Origin of the sequence: Commensalibacter communis, assembly GCF_947179015.1 — a bacterium.
In the GTDB taxonomy this organism is placed as follows: Bacteria; Pseudomonadota; Alphaproteobacteria; order Acetobacterales; family Acetobacteraceae; genus Commensalibacter; species Commensalibacter communis.
The window spans coordinates 350,021-371,438 of sequence record NZ_CAMXCM010000001.1 but is presented as its reverse complement, the minus strand read 5'-3'; the positions used below and the strand labels follow the sequence as shown (position 1 = coordinate 371,438).

General features: G+C 38.4%; 19 protein-coding genes. 6 read left to right on the top strand and 13 right to left on the bottom strand.

Translation table 11 applies throughout. The features are described 5' to 3' along the window. Nucleotides 1–66: 66 nt before the first annotated feature. The 9 genes from PQG54_RS01755 to PQG54_RS01715 all read right to left on the bottom strand — a co-directional run bounded on the left by PQG54_RS01755 (nucleotide 67) and on the right by PQG54_RS01715 (nucleotide 10,352). Nucleotides 67–1,608 carry a complex I subunit 4 family protein gene (locus tag PQG54_RS01755; RefSeq protein ID WP_271789185.1) on the bottom strand — a complete coding sequence of 514 codons (1,542 nt, stop codon included), beginning with the start codon at nucleotides 1,606–1,608 and terminating at the stop codon, nucleotides 67–69. A 118-nt stretch (nucleotides 1,609–1,726) separates the two neighbouring features. Beyond that, a complete protein-coding gene (gene mutL / locus PQG54_RS01750; protein WP_271789186.1) occupies nucleotides 1,727–3,604 on the bottom strand; it encodes a DNA mismatch repair endonuclease MutL in 1,878 nt (625 codons plus the stop codon). A 23-nt stretch (nucleotides 3,605–3,627) separates the two neighbouring features. After that, nucleotides 3,628–4,146, bottom strand: coding sequence for a DUF3035 domain-containing protein (locus PQG54_RS01745; protein ID WP_271789187.1), 519 nt, complete (start codon nucleotides 4,144–4,146; stop codon nucleotides 3,628–3,630). A gap of 62 nt (nucleotides 4,147–4,208) precedes the next feature. Then, nucleotides 4,209–4,718, bottom strand: coding sequence for a signal peptidase II (gene lspA / locus PQG54_RS01740; RefSeq protein WP_271789188.1), 510 nt, complete (start codon nucleotides 4,716–4,718; stop codon nucleotides 4,209–4,211). Nucleotides 4,719–4,739: 21 nt separating this feature from the next. Next, nucleotides 4,740–7,619, bottom strand: a complete 2,880-nt coding sequence (gene ileS, locus PQG54_RS01735) for an isoleucine--tRNA ligase (protein ID WP_271789189.1) — start codon at nucleotides 7,617–7,619, stop codon at nucleotides 4,740–4,742. Nucleotides 7,620–7,747: 128 nt separating this feature from the next. Continuing rightward, nucleotides 7,748–8,689 carry a bifunctional riboflavin kinase/FAD synthetase gene (locus PQG54_RS01730; RefSeq protein WP_271789190.1) on the bottom strand — a complete coding sequence of 314 codons (942 nt, stop codon included), beginning with the start codon at nucleotides 8,687–8,689 and terminating at the stop codon, nucleotides 7,748–7,750. A 27-nt stretch (nucleotides 8,690–8,716) separates the two neighbouring features. Beyond that, entirely contained in the window at nucleotides 8,717–8,983 is a 267-nt protein-coding gene (locus tag PQG54_RS01725) for a twin-arginine translocase TatA/TatE family subunit (RefSeq protein ID WP_271789191.1), read from the bottom strand. A gap of 325 nt (nucleotides 8,984–9,308) precedes the next feature. Continuing rightward, a complete protein-coding gene (locus PQG54_RS01720) occupies nucleotides 9,309–9,767 on the bottom strand; it encodes a CHAP domain-containing protein (protein WP_271789192.1) in 459 nt (152 codons plus the stop codon). 15 nt (nucleotides 9,768–9,782) lie between these two features. Continuing rightward, nucleotides 9,783–10,352 carry a regulatory protein RecX gene (locus tag PQG54_RS01715; RefSeq protein ID WP_271789193.1) on the bottom strand — a complete coding sequence of 190 codons (570 nt, stop codon included), beginning with the start codon at nucleotides 10,350–10,352 and terminating at the stop codon, nucleotides 9,783–9,785. A gap of 145 nt (nucleotides 10,353–10,497) precedes the next feature. Between PQG54_RS01715 and PQG54_RS01710 the strand changes: the two genes are divergently transcribed. The 5 genes from PQG54_RS01710 (at nucleotide 10,498) to PQG54_RS01690 (ending at nucleotide 15,878) form a co-directional block, all read left to right on the top strand. Further along, nucleotides 10,498–11,685: an aspartate aminotransferase family protein gene (locus tag PQG54_RS01710; RefSeq protein WP_271789194.1), complete on the top strand. Its 1,188-nt coding sequence runs from the start codon at nucleotides 10,498–10,500 to the stop codon at nucleotides 11,683–11,685. After that, nucleotides 11,685–12,686 (top strand): ornithine carbamoyltransferase, encoded by a 1,002-nt coding sequence (gene argF, locus PQG54_RS01705; RefSeq protein ID WP_271789195.1) that lies wholly within the window; start codon nucleotides 11,685–11,687, stop codon nucleotides 12,684–12,686. The genes PQG54_RS01710 and argF overlap by 1 nt, the downstream gene beginning before the upstream one ends. Nucleotides 12,687–13,322: 636 nt before the next feature. After that, nucleotides 13,323–14,246, top strand: coding sequence for an Hsp33 family molecular chaperone HslO (gene hslO, locus PQG54_RS01700; protein ID WP_271789196.1), 924 nt, complete (start codon nucleotides 13,323–13,325; stop codon nucleotides 14,244–14,246). Nucleotides 14,247–14,343: 97 nt separating this feature from the next. Beyond that, nucleotides 14,344–15,219 (top strand): hypothetical protein, encoded by an 876-nt coding sequence (locus PQG54_RS01695; protein WP_271789197.1) that lies wholly within the window; start codon nucleotides 14,344–14,346, stop codon nucleotides 15,217–15,219. 77 nt (nucleotides 15,220–15,296) lie between these two features. Beyond that, nucleotides 15,297–15,878 (top strand): M949_RS01915 family surface polysaccharide biosynthesis protein, encoded by a 582-nt coding sequence (locus PQG54_RS01690; protein ID WP_271789198.1) that lies wholly within the window; start codon nucleotides 15,297–15,299, stop codon nucleotides 15,876–15,878. An 8-nt stretch (nucleotides 15,879–15,886) separates the two neighbouring features. Here PQG54_RS01690 and PQG54_RS01685 read toward each other — a convergent pair whose 3' ends face one another. The 3 genes from PQG54_RS01685 to PQG54_RS01675 are packed head-to-tail and all read right to left on the bottom strand — an operon-like array spanning nucleotide 15,887 to nucleotide 18,643. Then, a complete protein-coding gene (locus PQG54_RS01685; RefSeq protein ID WP_271789199.1) occupies nucleotides 15,887–16,468 on the bottom strand; it encodes a LutC/YkgG family protein in 582 nt (193 codons plus the stop codon). Next, nucleotides 16,461–17,903: a lactate utilization protein B gene (locus tag PQG54_RS01680; protein WP_271789200.1), complete on the bottom strand. Its 1,443-nt coding sequence runs from the start codon at nucleotides 17,901–17,903 to the stop codon at nucleotides 16,461–16,463. The genes PQG54_RS01685 and PQG54_RS01680 overlap by 8 nt, the downstream gene beginning before the upstream one ends. Next, on the bottom strand, nucleotides 17,900–18,643 hold the full coding sequence (locus PQG54_RS01675; protein ID WP_271789201.1) for a (Fe-S)-binding protein: 744 nt from the start codon (nucleotides 18,641–18,643) through the stop codon (nucleotides 17,900–17,902). The genes PQG54_RS01680 and PQG54_RS01675 overlap by 4 nt, the downstream gene beginning before the upstream one ends. A 146-nt stretch (nucleotides 18,644–18,789) precedes the next feature. Here PQG54_RS01675 and PQG54_RS01670 point away from each other — a divergent pair, with 146 nt between their 5' ends. Continuing rightward, entirely contained in the window at nucleotides 18,790–19,341 is a 552-nt protein-coding gene (locus tag PQG54_RS01670) for a hypothetical protein (protein WP_271789202.1), read from the top strand. Here the strand turns inward: PQG54_RS01670 and PQG54_RS01665 are convergent. After that, nucleotides 19,262–21,346, bottom strand: a complete 2,085-nt coding sequence (locus tag PQG54_RS01665) for a protein-disulfide reductase DsbD family protein (protein ID WP_271789203.1) — start codon at nucleotides 21,344–21,346, stop codon at nucleotides 19,262–19,264. The two genes, PQG54_RS01670 and PQG54_RS01665, sit on opposite strands and share 80 nt — an antisense overlap. Between the last annotated feature and the right edge of the window lie 72 nt (nucleotides 21,347–21,418).

Below are 21,418 nucleotides of genomic sequence, written 5' to 3'. Positions count from 1 at the left end.
ACCCACTGCAAAGCCAAGGGCTGCAATGGGTTTTTCATCATTTAAAGGAATAAATTCCTTCACATTTTAGCGAACAACAGCTGAATGAGTATCAATACTATTCACTGCAACAGTATGAACTTGAGATGTTAACTCGGCAACTCTACCTGAACTGGTAAAGGAAACAACTGCTGGATCAAAAACGGATAGGAAACTATTTGGATAAATCCCCATCCACAAAGTAATCAATGCTAGTGGTACAAGAATAGTTAATTCTCTGACACTCAAATCACGCATGTGGCTAACAGCTGGCTTTACTACGGCACCAAAGATAACTTTTCGATATAAAACTAAGGTATAGATTGCCCCTAAAATCATGGTGGATCCACCCAACAAAGCAATCCAGAAAGAAACTTGTAAAGCCCCTACCATAACAAGTAATTCACCAACAAATGCACCCGTACCAGGTAAACCAACATTTGCCATGATAAAGATCATCCCTAGTAAGGCAAGTTTAGGCATTTGACTAGCCACCCCACCAAATTCGGTAATAGAACGTGTTTCTGCACGATAGGTCACGGCTGCAATACATAAGAATAATGCTGAAATCGTTACACCATGAGAAATAACTTGCATCAAAGCACCGTTAATACCTTCAGCAGTGAACGAAAATAAACCAATTGCAATCAATCCCATGTGTGAAAAAGACGAATAAGCTACCATACGCTTAATATCCGTCTGTGCCAGTGCAATCACAGCACCATAAATCACAGCACACACACCCAAGATCATAATTAACATGGAATAACGATGCGAAGCTTCTGGTAACATCAAAATACAAAACCGTAATAGACCATAAGCACCCGCCTTTGACATCACGCCTGAGACTAATAATGTTGTGGGTGCAGGAGCTTCAGAATATGCGTTTGGCAACCAAGAATGTAATGGGAATAGCGGCAATTTAACACCAAACGCCAAGACAAAGCCCAACAATAACCAGCCTTGAACAGTGCCAGAAAACGATTGATGCATTAGCACTGGAATATCGGTGGTGCCTGTATGAACCCATATCCACAAAATACCGATCATCATGAATAATGATCCAGTAAATGTGAATAAAAAGAATGTTAATGATGCGAAAATACGCTTTGGTCCGCCCCAAATCCCAATGAGCATGCTGCTTGGGATCAGAGTTGCTTCGTAGAAACAGTAAAAAACCACCATGTCTAGTGAAGAGAACAAACCAACTAATGTCGTTTCAAGCAATAATATAGCGACCATATAATCACGAATACGATCAATAATCATTTGCCAAGCGGCTAAAATAGCAACCAATGTCAGCAAGGTAGACAGAATAATAAAGAATAGACTGATTCCATCAACCCCAACATGATAAGATACGCCATAGCCTTCTAACCATGTACTTTGGTAATCAAATTGATATCCAGGCAATGTTGGATCAAATTTGCTCCACATTACAATAGATAAACCAAAGACAACAACACTGGTCCATAAAGCGATCCATCTTGCGGTACGTGCAACCTCTTCAGAAGATCCACGCATCAGGAAGATAATTAAAGCCCCAAGTAAGGGCAAATACGTTACGAGCGTAAGTAATACTGTGTGCACTGTATTCTCATTAATTTATTGATTCAAATACGATAATAAAAAGTTTATACATCTTTATAACAGAATTGCCCAGAAATGATTTTATTTTTTTGGAATTCAACCTGATCAACAGACTGAATTATGAACGATGAAAGAGCTTTTCTATGTCTTTTTTCGACCATTTTAACCAAGTAGGACGACCATGAGAACAGGTTCCTGCCCTAGGGGTTTCCTCCATTTGTCGTAACAACGCATTCATTTCATCTATTTTTAACGAACGTCCCGCACGGACACTGTGATGACAAGCCATCCTTGCCAGAATGGCATCTAGGCGATGGTGGAGAGTTTCCGTCTCTTCGGGGTTTGCTTGATCGTCAGCTTCTAATTCTTCTGCCAAATCAATCAACAAAGGCTTTGCAGAAATTGCACCCAGTAGTTGGGGTAATGACCTAACCAATATAGATTTACCACCAAAAGATTCGAGCTCGATCCCTAACCCTTCTAAACTATCTTTAAAATCCAACAAACATTGTATGTGAGAATCTGATAACTCAATTACTTCAGGTAATAATAAAGGCTGAGAACGAATTCCTTGTTCTAAATATTGTTTTTTTAATAATTCATGCGTTAATCGTTCATGTGCAGCATGTTGATCAACAATCACCAATTCATCTTGACCTGTGACCGCCAAAATGTAAGTTTTAAATATCTGTGCAACAGCTGTTCCTAAAGGAAATGATGTGTTATCAAATTCCTTTCCAAAAACAGGATTGGAAAAGGTTACTAAACTATTTCCAACATCTCTGGCCGACAAAGCTCCTCTATTAAACAAAACATCCAGTTGTTGTTTAGGCGCTTGCTCCACAAGAGGAGAATCCGATTGAGTAGGTAAGGATCGCGGTATAGAAGATGGGTATTGTATATTTGTCGGTTTTGATTGATATTGCCTGGGGACGACATGTAACGACTCAGGATGAATACCTATATTTCCTGCACCAATCGACAGGCTTTTTTGAATACTGCCAATTAATAATGCACGCACATTGGCTTCATCAGAAAATCTTAATTCCGTTTTAGCAGGATGAACATTAACGTCTAACTGATCTAACGGCACCGCTAAAAACAAAGCAACAACGGGATGACGTCCTTTTTCTAAAACATCTCTATACCCAACGCGAATAGCTGTTTGCATTACTGGATCAATCACAGGGCGGTCGTTGACCACCATAATCTGACCATTAGTCGTAGATCGATTTACAGAAGAAGCACCAATAAACCCCGTTAGACGTAATTCCTCACGCTTAAAATCAATCGCAATTAGTTCTTCTTTACGAATATCGTTTAAAATTGCGAGAATTCGTTCTTGTTGAGTTTGAATCGGCAGATCAAAAATTGTTCTGTCGTCTCGAATCAAACAGAATGAAACTTCTGGACGTGCTACAGCAAGGCGCTGTATCATCGCTTCACAACGAGAAAATTCTACACGAGGCGTTTTTAAAAATTTGCGCCGCACTGGTGTTGCAAAGAATATATCCTCAACAACAACTTGGGTTCCCTTTTGCCCAGCAGCTGGTGAGATACCCCTGGTTTTTCCACCCTCAACACTGATCTGCCATGCTTGGGATGCATTTTCTATACGGGAAATAATCTTTAAACGTGCCGCAGCACCGATCGAAGGCAATGCCTCACCACGAAATCCTAGTGTTTGAATATGGACTAGATCTTCTTCTTTTAATTTAGATGTGCAATGTCGTTCTATCGCAAGTGATAAATCATCGGATGACATTCCACATCCATTATCAATCACTTGAATACGATCTATACCCCCATTAACAAGGTGTATAACAATACGATCGGCACCAGAATCAAGTGCATTTTCAACAAGTTCTTTAACAACTGCTGCTGGGCGTTCGATGACTTCACCCGCAGCAATTAGATTTATTGTATGTTCAGATAATTGGCGAATTTTATTATGATTTTGAAAAGAAATATTTTCTCTATCACTATCTTCAACCAATATCGATCACCTCAAAGAAAAAGTTATTTTTTATCTGTTGTAGGCGTTGCCCCTTGATCTGGGCTGACCCCTAGGCTTAGATTATTATGTAAACGTTTATTTTCAGCAGCACCATCAACAGCTAGATCAGATGGTTTGCCACTTTTCCAAAACATAATTTGATCAACAAAACCTTGATCCGTTACCAATTCATGTTGACGGCTAACATCAGCAGATTGATTGGCTTGTGTTACCAACTCTGATTGTCCTGGACTTGGAACGTCTTTATCTCTTTCCAATGCCACATCAGGGGATAAAATTTCTAAAGTTTGTTGACGAATAGATTGTCCTGCGGGACGTCCCCCATTGCTGTCAGGTAACAACAAACTTTCCGATGGAGGCATAGATAATGGTGAACGTGTTGTCACCGTATATTCATCAGGCATAGAACGTTTTATTCCAAAAGCGCGGGAAACATCCTCTCCCGAACATGCAGAAAGAAGAAACACCGTCATAAGACAGCCAACTGGCATCAAAGAATTCAGGCTTAACTTATGCACCATAATTTGCCTCACCCCTAACTTACAATAAAAATCAACAAACATTCAATAGACGACAATACGAACTAATGTTTTGAATCCTTACGGAAAAAAGCATCAATTAGCAATACCCCTACACCACAAACAATTGCACTATCGGCAATATTAAATACATACCACGACCAGCCGCTAACATGAAGATGTATAAAATCCACAACCGCCCCAAAACGTACACGATCGATAATATTTCCGACAGCACCACCAATAATTGCACCTAAACTTAAAACAACACATCGTTTAGATGCTCTTATCATCCATACAAACAGACCAACTGCAATAGAAAAAGCAACAACAGCAAAAATTATTGGGGCGTATTGACCTAATGCATCACCCAACATGCCAAATGTGATCGCTTTATTCCATACCATTGTAAAATTCAGAAAAGGAAGTATCTCGACAGACCTTTTTTCAGGCAAGTCAAAAATATTTAAAATCCAATATTTGCTTAACTGATCGCAAACGAGAACCAACACCAACATCACTATACCCAAAAGCCAATGCTTGGTTTTCGCCGAATGTGCCGAGACTATATTCATTACTTTCTACAATCTCTATCTTTATTGGCTGACTACATCTACGCAACGCAGACATAATTCTGGATGTTCAGTATTTTCACCCACTTCATCCAAAACTTTCCAACAACGCGCACATTTTTCACCAGAAGCAACCGTGACCACTGGCGGTGCATGCGGCTCACCTTGTTGTTCTTCATCCTCCGTATAAAGAGATGCTGAACCAGGCACGATCTGAATATCGACCTGAGAAACAATCACTAATTCTGCCCAATCATATTGTCCAAAAAGAGCCACTTCTTTTTCAGAAAAAGCCAATTCAACAGCTGCTTGTAAAGAAGATTTAATCATCCCTTCTCTTCTTGCATTTTCAATTTCAGTAGTAATAATACGGCGAATAGCTCTAACTTGTAACCATCTTTCTGCTAAGGCTTCGTTATTCCATTCAGCTGGCAAGGTTGGGAAATCTTCTAGGTGAATGCTTTGATCTTCACCAAAACGAGCTGTCCAGGCTTCTTCTGCAGTAAAGCATAATACAGGTGCCAACCAAGCACATAAACAACGATGCAAAATGTCCAAAACAGTTCTAGCAGCTCTACGACGGACATTATTTGTATCATCGCAATAGAGCGCATCTTTACGAATATCAAAATAGAATGCAGACAAATCGACCGTACAGAAATGGTGTAACGTTGGATAAACCCCAACCCATTCATGAGAGGTTACTGCTTGTTGAATGATTTTATTCATTTCGGTCAAGCGATGTAAAACCCATTTTTCAAGCTCTGGTAATTCTGCATATGGCACTTTTTCAGCCTCAGAGAAATCATCCAAGCCCCCCAACAACCAACGCAAGGTATTGCGTAAACGGCGATATAAATCCCCTTGTTGTTTCAGGATTTCTTTACCAATACGCAAATCATCATTCGTATCTGAGTTCATCACCCAAAGCCGAAGAATATCTGCTCCCAATGAATCATTTACATCTTGTGGCGCGACCACATTGCCCAAAGATTTAGACATTTTGCGCCCTTGCTCATCCATAACAAAGCCGTTCGTAACAATTGCTTTATATGGGGCAATGCCTCTGGTGCCAACGCATTCTAACAAAGAAGACTGGAACCAACCACGATGTTGATCTGAGCCTTCAAGATATAAATCTGCTGGAAAATTGAGTTTATCTTGACCTAGGACAAACGCATGGGTTGAACCACTTTCGAACCAAACATCAACAATATCAAATACTTGTTCAAAGTCATCAGCATTATAGCTATCACCAAGGAAGCGAGAAGCTGGTGATGTGTACCAAGCATCTGCCCCCTCAACTTTGAATGCTTCGACAATGCGTTGCATAACGTTTTCATCACGTAATACTTCACGGGTTTCTTTGTTGACAAACACCGCAATCGGAACGCCCCAAGCACGCTGGCGACTAATACACCAATCTGGACGGGATGCCACCATGCTGGTCAGGCGATTACGAATTTGTGCAGGGACAAAAGTTACAACTTCCAATACAGATAATGCGTTTTCACGAATTTTTCTGTCATCATCCATCGCAATAAACCATTGCGGTGTCGCACGATAAATAACTGGTGCTCTTGAACGCCAAGAATGTGGGTAAGAGTGAACAATCGATGATCTGGCGACTAATCCTGTGAAAGCTTTTCCTTCGGTTTGTGCTTTTTGAGACGATTCAATTAACTGGTCACAAACGGGTTCTGCTGCTTTAAATACGTGGATACCAGCAAATAATGGAACATTAGGTGCATATACACCGTCATCTTGAACCAATTCATCAACGCCGATTTGGTGGTCACGACAAAGATAAAAATCGTCTTCACCATGAGCAGGCGCACAATGAACCAATCCCGTTCCAGCCTCTGTTGTTACAAATTCGCCTGCAAGTAATGGTACATCATAATCAAACCCTTTCCCACGGAAAGGATGTGCCGCAACGGTGCCTTTTAGCGCTTGACCAGAGAATGTATGTAAAGCTTGATGATCGGTAATCCCGACTTGTTGACAAAAAGAATCAGCCAGATCTTGCGCAACCAGAAATTTAGAGCCAACCATGACATAGGATTCATCACTGACAGCTTGAGCAATAATGACTTGATAATTAATGTCGTTATTATAAGCAATTGCTCTGTTTGCAGGGATTGTCCAAGGTGTTGTTGTCCAAATAACCGCTGAAACGCCGTCTAATGCGTGATTTGAAGTCGAATCTTTCACAATTGGAAACGCAACAAAAATCGTTACAGAAGTATGATCGTGATATTCAATTTCTGCTTCTGCCAAAGCTGTTTTTTCAACTGGGCTCCACATTACAGGACGCAAACCACGATAGAGGCTACCGTTCAATAAGAAACGACCAATTTCCTCAACGATCGTTGCTTCAGAAGAGAAATCCATCGTTGCATAACGATTATCCCATTCAGCCTGAACCCCTAAACGTTGAAACTCTGAAGATTGAGTGGTCAACCATTCTTTGGCATAGTTACGACATTCTGCACGAAATTGCAAAACAGGAACATCATCTTTATTCTTACCTGCTTTACGATATTGTTCTTCGATCCGCCACTCAATCGGCAAGCCATGACAATCCCAACCAGGAATATAGCGCACGACCTCACCATTCATGCGATGAGAGCGATTAATAACGTCTTTAATGATTTTATTTAATGCATGACCAATATGTAAATGACCATTGGCATAAGGAGGACCATCATGCAGGGTAAAGACTTTATGACCTGCAGCCAGACGCTCGTCAGATTTTTTCTGTATGGCTTCATCCAACCCTATCTTCTTCCAATGAGCCAGAATTTCTGGTTCTTTTTTAGGTAAGCCACCACGCATAGGAAAGGAAGTAGAAGGTAAAAATACTGTATCACGATACAGATCAGTCGATTTGGATTCAGTCATAACATTATTCTAACTGTGACAATAATAAACAAAACGACTATTAATCCTTAAATAACGATAAAAATCAATAGTCACGAACATCAATCAATAACCTATTTTTCAGATTATTTTCAATTCATAATTACAAATTATCTAATTATTTCAAGATTACTAAAAAAATCTTTAGCGTCCAGTGCATCTTTGGCAATTTGACCTTTTAATTCATCCAGTCCAGAAAAGCGTTTTTCTGAGCGAATGAAATGATGCAACCACACTTGTAGCTCTTGACCATAAATATCTTGATTGAAATCAAATAAATGCACTTCTAAACGGCATTCATTTTGTTGACCAAAAGTGGGGCGATAGCCCACATTTGCAACACCATCACGCATTTCACCATTCGGCAGCGCAATCTTAACAGCATAAACACCGCACATTGGCTCAACATGTTCGCCCAAGAGTAAATTTGCGGTTGGAAAACCAATTGTTCTGCCACGTTTATCCCCGTGTTGGACAATGGCTCGAACACTCCAAACTCTACCTAATAATTCAGCAGCTTTCCGAGGATGACCATCTCTTAATAAATGACGGATACGACTGGAAGAAATCACTTCATCGCCATCTTGTAAAGGCTCCAAAACCGTCAAGCCTATTCCCAAGGATTGTGTTTCAGAGGCTAAATATTCAATACTCCCACTGCGCCCTTTACCAAAAGCAAAGCAATTGCCACAAGCGATATGAGTAACGCCTAAATGATTATGTAAAATATTATGTACAAAATCATGAGCACTCAAAGATGCGAATTCTTGTGTGAAGTCAATTTGAAAAATAAAATCAACCCCCATCTTTTCTAAAACTACGTTTCGTTCGTCCGCATTGGTCAAACGAAATGGCGCAGCTTCTTTAAAAAAAAGCTGTCGAGGATGAGGTTCAAACGTTACAACAGATAAAGGACGGTTTTGATATTGTTCGCGCAGGCTTTGTATCAAATAACCATGTCCACGATGTACACCGTCGAAATTTCCTAATGCAGCCACACTTCCCTTGGCATCTTGGGAAATGGATTGGCTATTTTTAAAAATTACAGTCATAAACGACTATATATTCCTTTGATTAATTTACTTCTTGTCAGAATCAGAAGAGACAGTCGTTTTCGGAGGTTCATTAAAAGGCACAGAGTCATCCTTATGATCTGATGCTGATAATGTTTTATTGGGTTGGGTCGTTGAAGAATTTGGTGATGGTTCGTCATCGGCCATATTTTTCTTAAAGGATTTAATCCCCTTGGCAAAATCGCCCATTAAGGAAGATACTTTTGTTGATCCAAATAATAATAAAATAACAATTAATACAATCAGCCAATGCCAAATACTTAAGCTACCCATAGTATCCTCATATTTATGTTTGGGTTCAAAATGATGCATCTATTGCTTTAACATCATAACCAGATCAATAATAAAACCATAAGAAATATACTATAATCTGATTTCTTGGGTAATACTATAATTTTATATAGGATGCAAAATTTATAAATCCATATTTAGTCTATTGTTACTATTCTGGTTTGACATGTTAGTACTTGCTTTTCTTGGGGGTAGTAATCAAATCAGGTGATATTTTCAACTTTCAACAATTTGTCAGATCTAAACATTCCAAATATGACAATTGATTGTATTTGGAAGCAGAATTCAGATTCATATTTCTTACAGATCAAGTCTTTCCTGGCAAAATAAATCCATACGTTGGATATTTACGCGTTCCCAATTTATTTATTGGTGGCCACCAAACCCGAACCAAAGACCAATCATTCCGAGAGGAAACATCCACCACAGATGCATTATGGTTAATCCTTTGTGCATCCCAATTGGCATGATCGACTATAATTGTGCGCGAATCTTTAATTTTTTTTACAACAGAAACATGCCCATCGGGCAGTTTTGATGTTTTACGAAAGACTAAAATAGCCCCTTTTTTAGGTTGCTTTGTATGTAAATATTTTCCTTGAGATTTATACCACCACGTATAGGCAGAGCCTCTGAGCTGAACACCCGTTAATTTTCTGGCATAAGGTGCACATTGTAATGGTCCGTTATAACTGCGACCACCCCCGCATGCTGCAAGCAGAGGTAACAGAAATGTCAATATAATTAATGATCTAAAAATCGTCATATATAACAACCCAATTTATAAAGACCGTAATCTTTGTATCGTTTCTTCTGCTTCTGCCTGTTCCATCGACAATACTTTATCTACCATCACGAAGGAGAACCCTCCTCTGGCAAAAGAAGATTGTTCTTTTTGTTTTAGTTCATCACCAACCTCGCGATCAACACGACGAAAAGGACCCAAACGTCTTTTCCTGGCGTAGACCAACGCCGCTAGTAATTCTGTATCTATGTCTTGATACTGATCTAATACCGACTGAATCACATCAAAAGCAACACCTTTTTGTAATAATTTGTTTTGTATTACTTTTTGTGAGCGTCCAGAGCGTATCAATGAATTTATTTTATATTCAGTAAAAGTATGGTCATCAATAATCCCTATTTTCTTAACCTTTGCAATGATCTGAGGAATTTGTTGTAATCCTTGACGTAATCCCTCATCAATCTCTGATTGATCGATACCACCCTGTTCAGCTTTTGCCGCCCAACGGCGTAGTTTAGCTTTCAACACACGAATTAACCCTTTTTCAGTATTACTATATCGTGCTAGATAAGCCATTGCATATTCTTGAAGATCTGGATATTTCACAGGATGAATACTCTATTGCATAATCAAAAATGATAATATTATTGTATATATTTAGCCGTGCAAAATAAAAAGAAAAATTGACTTTACAAATACAATCACAGATTATGATTCTTTTCTTTAAACCAATTCATGAAGAAGAGTAACCATGATATCCGTTCTTATGCCTACCTATAATCGTGCAAATCTTGCGTTTATGCAAGGTCAAGGTGCTTGGCTTTTTACGGAAGATAAACGACGATTTTTAGATTTTGGTGCAGGCATCGCGACCTCCTCTATTGGACATAACCATCCTCATTTGACCAATACGATCGCTGAACAAGCTAAACTGGTATTGCATGTTTCCAATTTATATCGCATTCCACAAGCAGAAAAACTAGCACAAAGACTAGTTGAAATCAGTTTTGCTGATAGTGTTTTTTTCTGCAATTCCGGTGCTGAAGCCAACGAAGGAATAATTAAAGGAATCCGTAGAGCACAATTTCAAAATGGTCATCCTGAACGTACAGATATTATTTGCTTTAAAAATGCCTTCCACGGCAGAACGTTGGCAACATTAACTGCAACAGGCAATCCGAAATACTTGGAAGGATTCGAACCAAGACTTCCTGGGATTAAGCATATTCCTGTTGGAGATTTGGAGGCTTTACACAAGGCTGTCGATGAACATACTGCTGGTTTCCTGATTGAGCCAATCCAAGGGGAAAGCGGTATTAATGTTGTTCCAGAAGTATTTTTGCGTGAACTAAGAAAAATCTGTGACGAAAAAAATTTATATCTTGGCTTTGATGAAATTCAATGCGGTATGGGTCGTACGGGTAAAATGTTTGCCTATCAATGGACAGATGTAGAACCTGATATTATGTCTTTGGCCAAAGGAATTGCAGGTGGTGTTCCAATGGGCGCGTTTCTTGCTAAAGAATCTATTGCCAAACATTTAACACCAGGGACGCACGGATCGACTTTTGGTGGGAATCCGCTGGCGTGTGCCGCTGGGAATGCTGTATTAGATATTTTACTATCACCTAATTTTCTAGATCAAGTTGTCCAAACAGGAGACTATCTAAGAAATGAGCTGCAAACATTAATTGCACAATACCCAACGGTTTTTGAAGAAGTCAAAGGGATGGGATTGATGTTGGGTCTCAAGGGAAAACTGCCTCCTGCTGAAATTCAAAATGCTGCTTTACACCAAGATTTATTGACGGTTGCCGCGGGAAATAATGTGCTTCGAATTATCCCTCCTCTCATTATTACTGAAGAAGAATGTCACGAGGGTGCAAATCGTTTGGCAAAAGCCGCAAAGCAATTACAAAATATTATGGAACAAAATTAATGAGCTCTTTATCAAAAACTCATCCAAACAACCATCACGGTAAAAAATGCAAACATTTCCTTGATATTCGTGACTTATCAAAAAAAGATTTACAAGACATGGTTGTTTTGGGAAAACAAATGAAGGATATGCAAGAAAATCGTAAATATCCTTTGCATCCTACAGCACCTTTAAAAGGCAAAAATGTTGCACTAATTTTTTCTAAACCCTCGACCAGAACACGTGTTTCTTTTGAAGTGGGCATTCGTCAATTAGGTGGTGATTCTGTTGTTTTATCAACCGATACAATGCAAATTGGTCGTGGGGAAACCATTGCTGACACAGCACGTGTTTTATCTCGATTTGTTGATGCTATGGTCTTAAGAACAGGTTGCACAGATGACCTTTTGGGTCTTGCTGAGTTGAGTTCTGTACCTGTTATCAATGGATTAACCCCCACTTCTCACCCATCACAAATCATTGCTGATATTATGACATTCGAGGAACATAGAGGTTCAATCAGAGGAAAAACACTGGCATGGCTAGGTGATGGTAACAATGTTGCAAGTTCTCTGATTGAAGCAGCGACACAATTTGAGTTCACATTAAACCTTGCTACCCCTCATGCTTTTTCCCCTTCTCAAGAAGTTCTTGATTGGGCAAAAGCAAACGGTGGCAATATTAACGTCATAACCGATCCTAAAGAAGCCGTCAGAAACGCTGATGCTATTGTAACCGATACTTGGGTTAGTATGTCAGACAGCGACGATGGAAAACAAGTCCGTTTGAAGGCATTAGCACCTTACCAAGTGAATGCAGATCTAATGAAATTAGCCGCTTCTGATGCGATTTTCTTACATTGTTTGCCTGCGCATATTGGCGAAGAAGTTACTGAAGAAGTTTTTGAAAGCAAGCAATCTGTTGTGTTTGATGAAGCCGAAAATCGTCTTCATGCACATAAAGCCATCTTGATTTGGGCTATGATGGATGATGATTGGCGTCAATATGGCTCTGGTAAATAAGAGTTTGTAATTAATTTACATCTTTATCAATAAAATGGATCTACAATATTTGTAGGTCCATTTTTAAATTTTAAGTAGCTTAAGAGTTACCAATGTCTATCATCCCTATTCAAAAAAAATGAATTAGATATAAGAACAATATATAAATCTGACGGTAAATCCAGTGGAAAACACATTATTTATTTAAATAGCTATAAGACTAATTGTGTTCTTAACGGTTGTTTTCTATATTAAGTGTTCATATTATGTAATTTTCACTTCTCCTGACAAAGAGGAAGTTATCATTTCGAACCTTCAATATTTATGTGATTATTTTGATGAGACTGCAGATCATGTGTCTGATTTTGCTATTCAGCATCCGAACAAGATTTATTTTCGCTTTTTAGATAATGATTTGTGGAGTATGAAAATTTTTGCACAGCCACGATTTATGTGGTCATCTATATTCCTTCTTGATGTAATCCTTGATACATTCGACGTAAAAAAACTGCAAACGAGTGCGCCGTAAATTATGGTGTTTTGAAACCTATTTCAGATTTCTAAAGAATAGTGACTTGTTTCAAAACAAAAAACTAGCAAAGAATGTTTGCAAGCAATATATCAATTTTTTACAACACGAAAAAAAGAAACAAAATAATGACTAAACATACATCTATTTCCGACCGCCCTGATGTTCCTGAATTAACAATTCCAGAAGGCATCACCCCTTTCTTTTTCCCCTCAGCCAGAGGTCGTTTAATTCGCCTTGGTGCTTTGGCGAATACGTTATTAGAACGTCATCAATATCCTTATGCTATTTCTAAATTAGGTGGCGAAGCACTTGCTTTGGTTGCTGGATTGGCAGCAGCGCTCAAATTTGAAGGTTCTTTCTCTTTACAAGTCAAAGGCGAAGGAGCCGTTTCTTTGCTGGTTGTTGATTGCACGCATAATGGAGAACTTCGTTTTTATGCACGTTTTGATGAAGAAAAAGTCGCTCAACTACCAAAAGAGGCAAGCGCTTTAGAACTTTTTGAAAAAGGTCTATTTGCTCTTACTGTTGACCAACATAATGATAAAGACACCTATCAAGGAATGGTTAAAATTACTGGCAATAGTCTCTCTGAGATGGCTAGCCATTATTTTGAAAGCAGCGAACAACTCTCCAGCTGGATACGTCTATATTGTGAACACACGTCAGATGGCTGGGAAGCTTCTGGATTAATTTTAGAAAAGATCGCTAATGATCCTTCTATCATTGTTAAAAATGAAGAAGAAATTGCCAATGAAGCAGAAGAATGGAATACATTGACTATTTTGGCAGAGACCATGACCTCCAAAGAAATGTTGGATCAAACCATCGATAACAATCAATTGCTTTATCGTTTATTTAACAGCACCTCTATTTCTATCGGAACCGCAAAACCTGTTTCTTATGGCTGTCGTTGTTCTCGTTCTCGCCTTGAAAACCTGTTAAAAACATTTAGCAAAGATGACATTGATACCATGAATAAAGATGGAAATATCACAATGACTTGTGAATTTTGTCGTTACGATTTTATTTTCAAACCAACAGAAATCTAATACATACAAATAAAGCGTGTATCTTCTGGTAATTCTCTTTATAGTTTCATTCCAATCCATCAATGTCTACTTTTGATTTCACACAAAGGAACATTCAATGTCATTAAAACAACAAAACACATTATCTTTGAAATTAAAATTATGTGCTTCTGCACTATTGCTGATGACTCCACTGATTGGATTAACCGCATGTTCTAGCGATGATCCTAAAACATTTGCACCATTAACTTACGACTATCTAACCCCTATTTTTTTCAATGTTGGTCAAATTAACGTTCAAAATCTCGCTGAAAATCAAAAATATCCGCGTGATGTAACGAATCTTAGTCCAGTTTTACCAGCAGCTGCTTTGGAAAATATGGCTAAAACGCGTTTCCAAGCTCGTGGGTCCTCTGGCAATGCAAATTTCATCATCAATCGTGCATCGTTGCAAGAACAAGGTCACAATGGCATTTACGGGCAAATGGATGCGACTTTAGATATATTTGATAGTAGCAATAAAAAAGTTGCTTCTGTGGCTGCCAGTGTCAATCATACCTATAATATTGATTCCTCTAAAGGCGCAGCAAGCAGCAAAGCTAATTTATATGATGCTACACAAAAACTGATGCAAGACATGAATGTCGAATTAGAATTCCAAATTCGTAAACATTTAGGAAACTGGATTGTTGATGCGACTGGTACCCCTGTTGCTGGAAGCATCCAAACCCAAGACCTTGGAAAACCTGGATCAACAGTACAACCCCCTACCACCACACCTACTACGCAATCAAGTGGTAAAACCAATACTCCTCAATCATCCCCATCATCAGACGACGATGACCTCAGTGCTATTTTTCCAGGTGGAAAACCCGATACTGTTAATAAGACGACACAAGAGGGACAACAATCTTCAGGTAAAACAACCAATAGTAAATTTCCCGTTGGAAGTTTAGGCACTTTACCTGAAGGCTCTACGCCCAAGGGATATTAAGTTTTTTTATGCAATTCTTACTTATGAAGCACGTTTGAACTTCATAAGTAAGGTTGGTAATAAATCGATAAAAAACGATGACGTTTAAAAATAAAATGCACCTCATTAAAAATGCCATTGCATTTATCATTTCCATGGTTTTGAACCCATTTATCGCGCAAGCAAATACGTATAAAAAAACATGGAACGACGTAAAGGGACAGCATGATGTTATCCTTATCGTCGAAGAAATGGCTTCAGATGACCTGCAACAAGTATCTTTATCAGGAAAAGGTTCTATTAATAATAAACCAGAGTGGACTATCCATGATTTTGTTAAAGATTGTCCTGTCGATGCAAATATAACAATAAACCCAAAATCATTTGAGAATATTGACCTTAATAAAACGAATAATCATTACCTGCTTTTTTCATACAGCATCAGCTGTCGAGGGGGTATTGACCCCGAAGATATAAAATATTTTGCATATCAAAATGGTCAAAAATATACCATGAGAGGTGAACAAACTATTATTATAGGAAAGGATAAATTTGGAGGCGAGAGGAAACCTTCAATCAGCTCTAACTTACAAAAGAACCTTCCCTTATTGAACTATATGCAGAAAAAATGGCCAATTGTTTCTACCTATAATTATAATATAGATAACTCTGCTAAATAATAAATAAGCTATTCTATCAACAACACAGATAAAGAACGCACCCCTTGCGCACCACGGATTAATACGCCTTCGATATCCGCAGTCGCTGAGGGCCCACTATGTAATGCTGCATAATGAATTTGTTTCCATTCTGGACGTGCATAAGCATCGTGCAAATTCTCTACTATTTGTTTTGGATCAAGGAATATAATCAAATGTTGAGGCAAATACCCTAACGTATTAATAAACAAATCTTGTTCGGTTAAGCAAATCGAACCTGTTTCAGCCACCCCAAAACTAGCACGTAAAATCCCATAATCTATATCTTGCAACTCTTTAGGCTCAGTTGTTTCCGTTAAATGTCTATTGCCTTGTATTTCAGGAACAACAGAACAGATAACTTTGCTTTCTGCTATTCTTTCTTTTACAAATTTATAAGGGTCTTGAGGATCTGCTTCAATGATTTGTCCTCCCATAGCAATTAAAGATTGCTTAAATCTCTCAATAATATCTACTGAATTTTGATGAAACAAAGGTAATGTTGGCGCTTCAGAATGCTCTGTCTGACAAGATTGACGGATTTGGTTTAAAATAAATTCACGACTACTCATCAGCCTTTCCTTTCTTCATGTAATTTTTCGCATACCAACTATGAAAAGTTTCTTTGGGTGGTTGTGGTATATCCCGCTGCCTTCCCCATGCATTGAGTTGATTATAAACAATAAAATGAGGCAAATAAGACAATACTTTATCCCCCGTTTGAACGGCCATTCGATAGGCTTTGGGATGAGCAAATAATTTACCTAACGAGGTCATAATAATGCGTTTGGACAAAGAGAGTTCTTTTTCATCAGCCAATGTTTCGCGCCATGCAAAGATTTGTTCATGCAAATTAATTTTAACAGGGCAAACATTCGTACAACTGCCATTCAACGTCGATGCAAAAGGCAAATTACGATATTTATGTGCATTATAAGTAGGACTTAGAATTAATCCAATTGGTCCTGCATATGTACTACCGTAACTTAGCCCACCACTACGGCGGAAAACAGGACATGTATTCATACATGCGCCACAACGAATACATTTTAATCCAGCTTTAAATTTCTGACTGGCAAGACGTGTAGATCGACCATTATCGACCAATACTACATGCATTTCGCCACCCTTACGAGGGCCACGAAAACAAGAAGTATATTGTGTGATTGGTGATCCCAAAGCACTGCGCGATAAAAGACGAATAAAGACTGCCAAATGCTCCATTTTAGGGATCATTTTTTCAATCCCCACCGTTACAATATGTAATGACGGCGTATTCGCTGACAAATCAGCATTGCCTTCATTGGTACAAACAACCACAGCACCAGTCTCTGCCACAAGAAAATTTCCACCTGTCATGCCTGCATCAGCATTTAAAATATAAGGTCGAGTGGTTTCTCTTTGAGTTTCCGCCAAGTAATGCACATCATTATTGCCTTGTTCAGCATTTAATGTTTTCACAAATACTTTGGAGACATCAGTTCTGCTTTTATGCACCGCAGGGACAACAACATGACTGGGATCTTCTTTATCCAATTGCTGAATACGTTCCCCGAGATCAGTTTCAATAACGGTAATGCCCTCTTCCTCTAAATGCTGGCGCAACATACATTCTTCACCCAGCATGGATTTGCTTTTCACTAAGCTCTTGGCATTACGCTCTTTTAGAATGGTCGTTATAATATCGTTACTTTCTTGTGCATCTTTGGCCCAATGGACATGCACACCATTAGCTTTGGCATTACGCTCGAATTCTTCTAAATAATCCGCTAAATGATCCAAAGTATGTGATTTAATATCAGAAGCTAGATCTCGCAACGCTTCCCATTCAGGGATTAAATGCATTTGTGCATCACGCTTTTTTCGTAAATCCCATAGGCGTTGGTCATGCATTTGTTGATGTGCAGAAGCAGCAATAAAACGATTAGCAGCTTCTAATTGATTAACAGGTTTATTCCCTTTGATTTTAGCCCCTTTGGGTTGAACCTCTTGTTGAAGATCACTCATGATAAATCTCCGTTCAAGATTTGAGCAATATGCGCATATTTTAAATCAACCCCCATACGCATCGCACAGCCTTTTTGATGCATTAAACAAGAGCTATCCGCAGAAATAACATATTCTGCACCACTACGATGTTGATCCATGACTTTATCTTGTCCCATTTTGGCAGAAACACCTTCCTCAAAAACAGAGAAAGTTCCACCAAAGCCACAACACTCATCAGGACGTTCCAAATCAACAAATTCAATGCCTTTAACTTTTGATAATAAATCTTTGGGTTTAGAGAAAAAAGGTTCCCTGCGTTCAGACATGCTGGCATGACGTAATCCACGCAACGCATTACAATTATAATGAATAGCTACTTTATGAGAGAAACTTGCCCAAGGGAAATCTTCGACTTTCAGAATATCATGTAAAAATTCAACTAAATCATAAGTATTTTTACGAACATGCTGAACCTCGTCCGTTTGTTTAATCGCATCAAAATGATGGCGGACTTGATTTGTGCAACTGCCTGACGGCATCACGATATAATCAAATTGTGAGAAATTTTTAACAAATAATTTTTCTGTTTCGGCAGCCTCTGTATGACATCCCGTATTCGTCATCGGCTGCCCGCAGCAAGTTTGATCAAATGGATACGTTACGTTGATATCAAAACGCTCTAGTAATTTCAAAGTCGATATGCCAACCTCTGGTTCCAAAGCATCCATGTAACAGGGAATAAACAACCCGACTTCCATCTTATCAATCCTTTATATAAATTAAATATCATTATTTCGAAAAGTAAATGTGATTATTATTTATTAGTTTACTTCGTTATATATATGAAAATATACTGCAGAATCGGAAATGATTACAATAATTCCTTCAAAGATATCACTTAAATATGTTCGACTTAATTATGTCCCCACCAACCATCAGAAATCATATTGACACCAATCATAATACGACAGTGTTTGGAGAAATATATTTTCAGTTAGATCAGGATGCTTTCTTCCCTGATAAGCATTGGGACGATTTTATCATCATCCTTTTAAACGAATGGATTCAAAAAGCGATTGCTTGTTTCCATGGATCAAAAGTTCGGTGCATTTTCATGGAGGGTTCCTGTCACTATGTGATGACATCACAAAACAATCTATTTTTGATAGGATTCTTCATAAACAATAAACAAAAATATAGGATAAATCTTGAGCAAATTGCTTTTCTGAAAATATTAAAAGAAAAAGCCAACTTAGCAATCAGAACATTATTTGAGAAAAAGATCATAACTCCTGAAACGATAGAGCTACATAAAAACTTTAATTTATTTGCAAAAAAATTTATAAAGAGGCATCTAAAACTTTTTAAACATAACTCTACTTTTTGGGGTCAAACAAATAATCTATCACAATATTCGGCGTCAGAATTTGCGGTAATATTTTTGGCTTACCCTTGATTGGATAATAAATATACAGCGGCACCCCTTCTCGCCCATGTGCTTTTAAGAAATCACCAATCGATTTATCATATTGCGTCCAATCCCCAACCATATAAGTAATATGCTGATTTTTAAATGCTTTTTGAACTTTTTCGGAAGATAAAGCAACCTTATCATTCACCATACAGGTTAAACACCAAGACGCTGTCATATTAACAAAAACAGGCTTGTGTTCTCGACGTAATTCTTCAAGTTTTTGTTCTGAAAATGGGATAGCATCTTCTTTGATACCCGCAACTGAGTGTGTGGCTTCATCATGCACAAAGAAATAAAAACCACCACCCAATAAACCAACAATAATTAAAATCAAGCCACTAATGAACAAGCGTAAGTTACGATAAGTCCCCTGCATATAAAGCTGTTGAATAATGCCAACGCCCCACGCTATAAACCCTAATCCAACAAATCCTGTTAATAATACCAAGAAGCTCATCGGTTGTTGATGTTGATATACTACCCAAGCCAACCATAAACAACTAAGCAACAATGGAAACGCCAAGAATTGTTTAAGAATATCCATCCATAATCCAGGGCGAGGCAACAACCGTGCAAAAGACGGAATACAAGCAAATAATACATAAGGCAATGCCAGCCCTAATCCCATCCCGATAAAGATTAAAACACTGATCCATAACGGTGCGTTTAAAGCCCCAGCGATGGCAATTCCCATAAAAGGTGCTGTGCAAGGCGTTGCCACCAATACCGCCAATAATCCTGTAAAGAAATCAGAGGAGTATCCAGTAGTTTTATTATTTGAACCAACACTATTTAAAGAAAGTCGGATATTAAATACGCCGAGGAAATTCAAAGATATTCCAAATAAGAGCCAACATAATAAGACTACAAACCCCACCGATTGGAATTGAAAGCCCCATCCAAGTTGCGATCCCATCCAACGTAATGCCACAAATGCGACTGCCATTGCTATAAAACAACATAAAATCCCCGCTGTATATGCAAAACTGCTTTTATATCGAACACTGATATGCTCTTGCCCAATACGGCTTAGCGACAAGAGTTTCATCGTAATGACTGGAAAAACACAAGGCATCAAATTTAATAAAATCCCTCCCAGAAAAGCACTGCCAATCAAAATCAATAAACTTGTTTGTGACTGTCCTGATGTTGGTAAGGGGGCAACTGATGCTTTAACAGAAAAATGCTGCACTTGTTGGTGATCGTCTTGTATCGCTAAAATCCCACTGAACGGCTTTAATGAATCAAGCTGATGAATAGGTTTTAAATTTAAAATTAATAATCCTGGTTTGACTGTTAGTGTCTGCGGTGCAATTTGATCAATCACACCATTTTTGTCAGGCATAAACCACGCATGAATCATATGCAAAGGGCTGATCGCATCATTCTGAACCCATAACTCACCTGTCGGTGCAATATGGACATTCCAAGGGCTTTGTTTAGGCTTTTTGGACAAAGATTGCTGAATCAAAGAGGCTTCTTTTGAGTCTGAGGCTGCGCCTTTTGGAATCTCTAAAGCAAACTCGCCTTCTTGTGGAATACAAGCATCAGCACAAACCAACCATCTAACTTTCAATTTCAAATTCAAAGGCTTATTCATCTCTTCATCAGGCACAGAAATTTTAAAAGGTAAAACCACGTCCCCTTTATAGATATAAGACATTAATCCATTTTCAGACAAAGGCTCTGGTGAAGGCCATTCAATTTTACCTTCTTGTGCGGTGGGATGATCATTAATTTTTACAAAAACCGAAGCTGGCTCGCCTGCATCCCCTGGATTAATCCAATAAGTATGCCATTTTGGCTCTAACTTTATCCGCAGCCCTAGCGTTAACGCTTTACGACCATCGTACGTATCACTTTCTGAAAGAATAGTTGTCTGATCGTGCTTATTAATGACTGCATCTGTTTCTTTGGCAAGAACAGAATAAGGGTTTAAGGTTACCAATCCAATAACCAAAAGAAAACTCAACAACCAAGCACGCAATGAAACTATCCTTTGATAAATATTATTTTGTCTTTTATATAAGAAGATAAAGATAAATCAGCTATAAAATTT

What these genes read in the sequence shown, in the direction of transcription:
- PQG54_RS01690 (WP_271789198.1), top strand. Translation starts at nt 15,297, where the DNA reads ATGACGTTTAAAAATAAAATGCACCTCATTAAAAATGCCATTGCATTT.
- ileS (WP_271789189.1), bottom strand. Translation starts at nt 7,619, where the DNA reads ATGACTGAATCCAAATCGACTGATCTGTATCGTGATACAGTATTTTTA.
- PQG54_RS01745 (WP_271789187.1), bottom strand. Translation starts at nt 4,146, where the DNA reads ATGGTGCATAAGTTAAGCCTGAATTCTTTGATGCCAGTTGGCTGTCTT.
- PQG54_RS01670 (WP_271789202.1), top strand. Translation starts at nt 18,790, where the DNA reads ATGTTCGACTTAATTATGTCCCCACCAACCATCAGAAATCATATTGAC.
- PQG54_RS01725 (WP_271789191.1), bottom strand. Translation starts at nt 8,983, where the DNA reads ATGGGTAGCTTAAGTATTTGGCATTGGCTGATTGTATTAATTGTTATT.
- PQG54_RS01680 (WP_271789200.1), bottom strand. Translation starts at nt 17,903, where the DNA reads ATGAGTGATCTTCAACAAGAGGTTCAACCCAAAGGGGCTAAAATCAAA.
- argF (WP_271789195.1), top strand. Translation starts at nt 11,685, where the DNA reads ATGAGCTCTTTATCAAAAACTCATCCAAACAACCATCACGGTAAAAAA.
- PQG54_RS01730 (WP_271789190.1), bottom strand. Translation starts at nt 8,689, where the DNA reads ATGACTGTAATTTTTAAAAATAGCCAATCCATTTCCCAAGATGCCAAG.
- PQG54_RS01675 (WP_271789201.1), bottom strand. Translation starts at nt 18,643, where the DNA reads ATGGAAGTCGGGTTGTTTATTCCCTGTTACATGGATGCTTTGGAACCA.
- PQG54_RS01710 (WP_271789194.1), top strand. Translation starts at nt 10,498, where the DNA reads ATGATATCCGTTCTTATGCCTACCTATAATCGTGCAAATCTTGCGTTT.
- PQG54_RS01720 (WP_271789192.1), bottom strand. Translation starts at nt 9,767, where the DNA reads ATGACGATTTTTAGATCATTAATTATATTGACATTTCTGTTACCTCTG.
- PQG54_RS01685 (WP_271789199.1), bottom strand. Translation starts at nt 16,468, where the DNA reads ATGAGTAGTCGTGAATTTATTTTAAACCAAATCCGTCAATCTTGTCAG.
- lspA (WP_271789188.1), bottom strand. Translation starts at nt 4,718, where the DNA reads ATGAATATAGTCTCGGCACATTCGGCGAAAACCAAGCATTGGCTTTTG.
- PQG54_RS01695 (WP_271789197.1), top strand. Translation starts at nt 14,344, where the DNA reads ATGTCATTAAAACAACAAAACACATTATCTTTGAAATTAAAATTATGT.
- hslO (WP_271789196.1), top strand. Translation starts at nt 13,323, where the DNA reads ATGACTAAACATACATCTATTTCCGACCGCCCTGATGTTCCTGAATTA.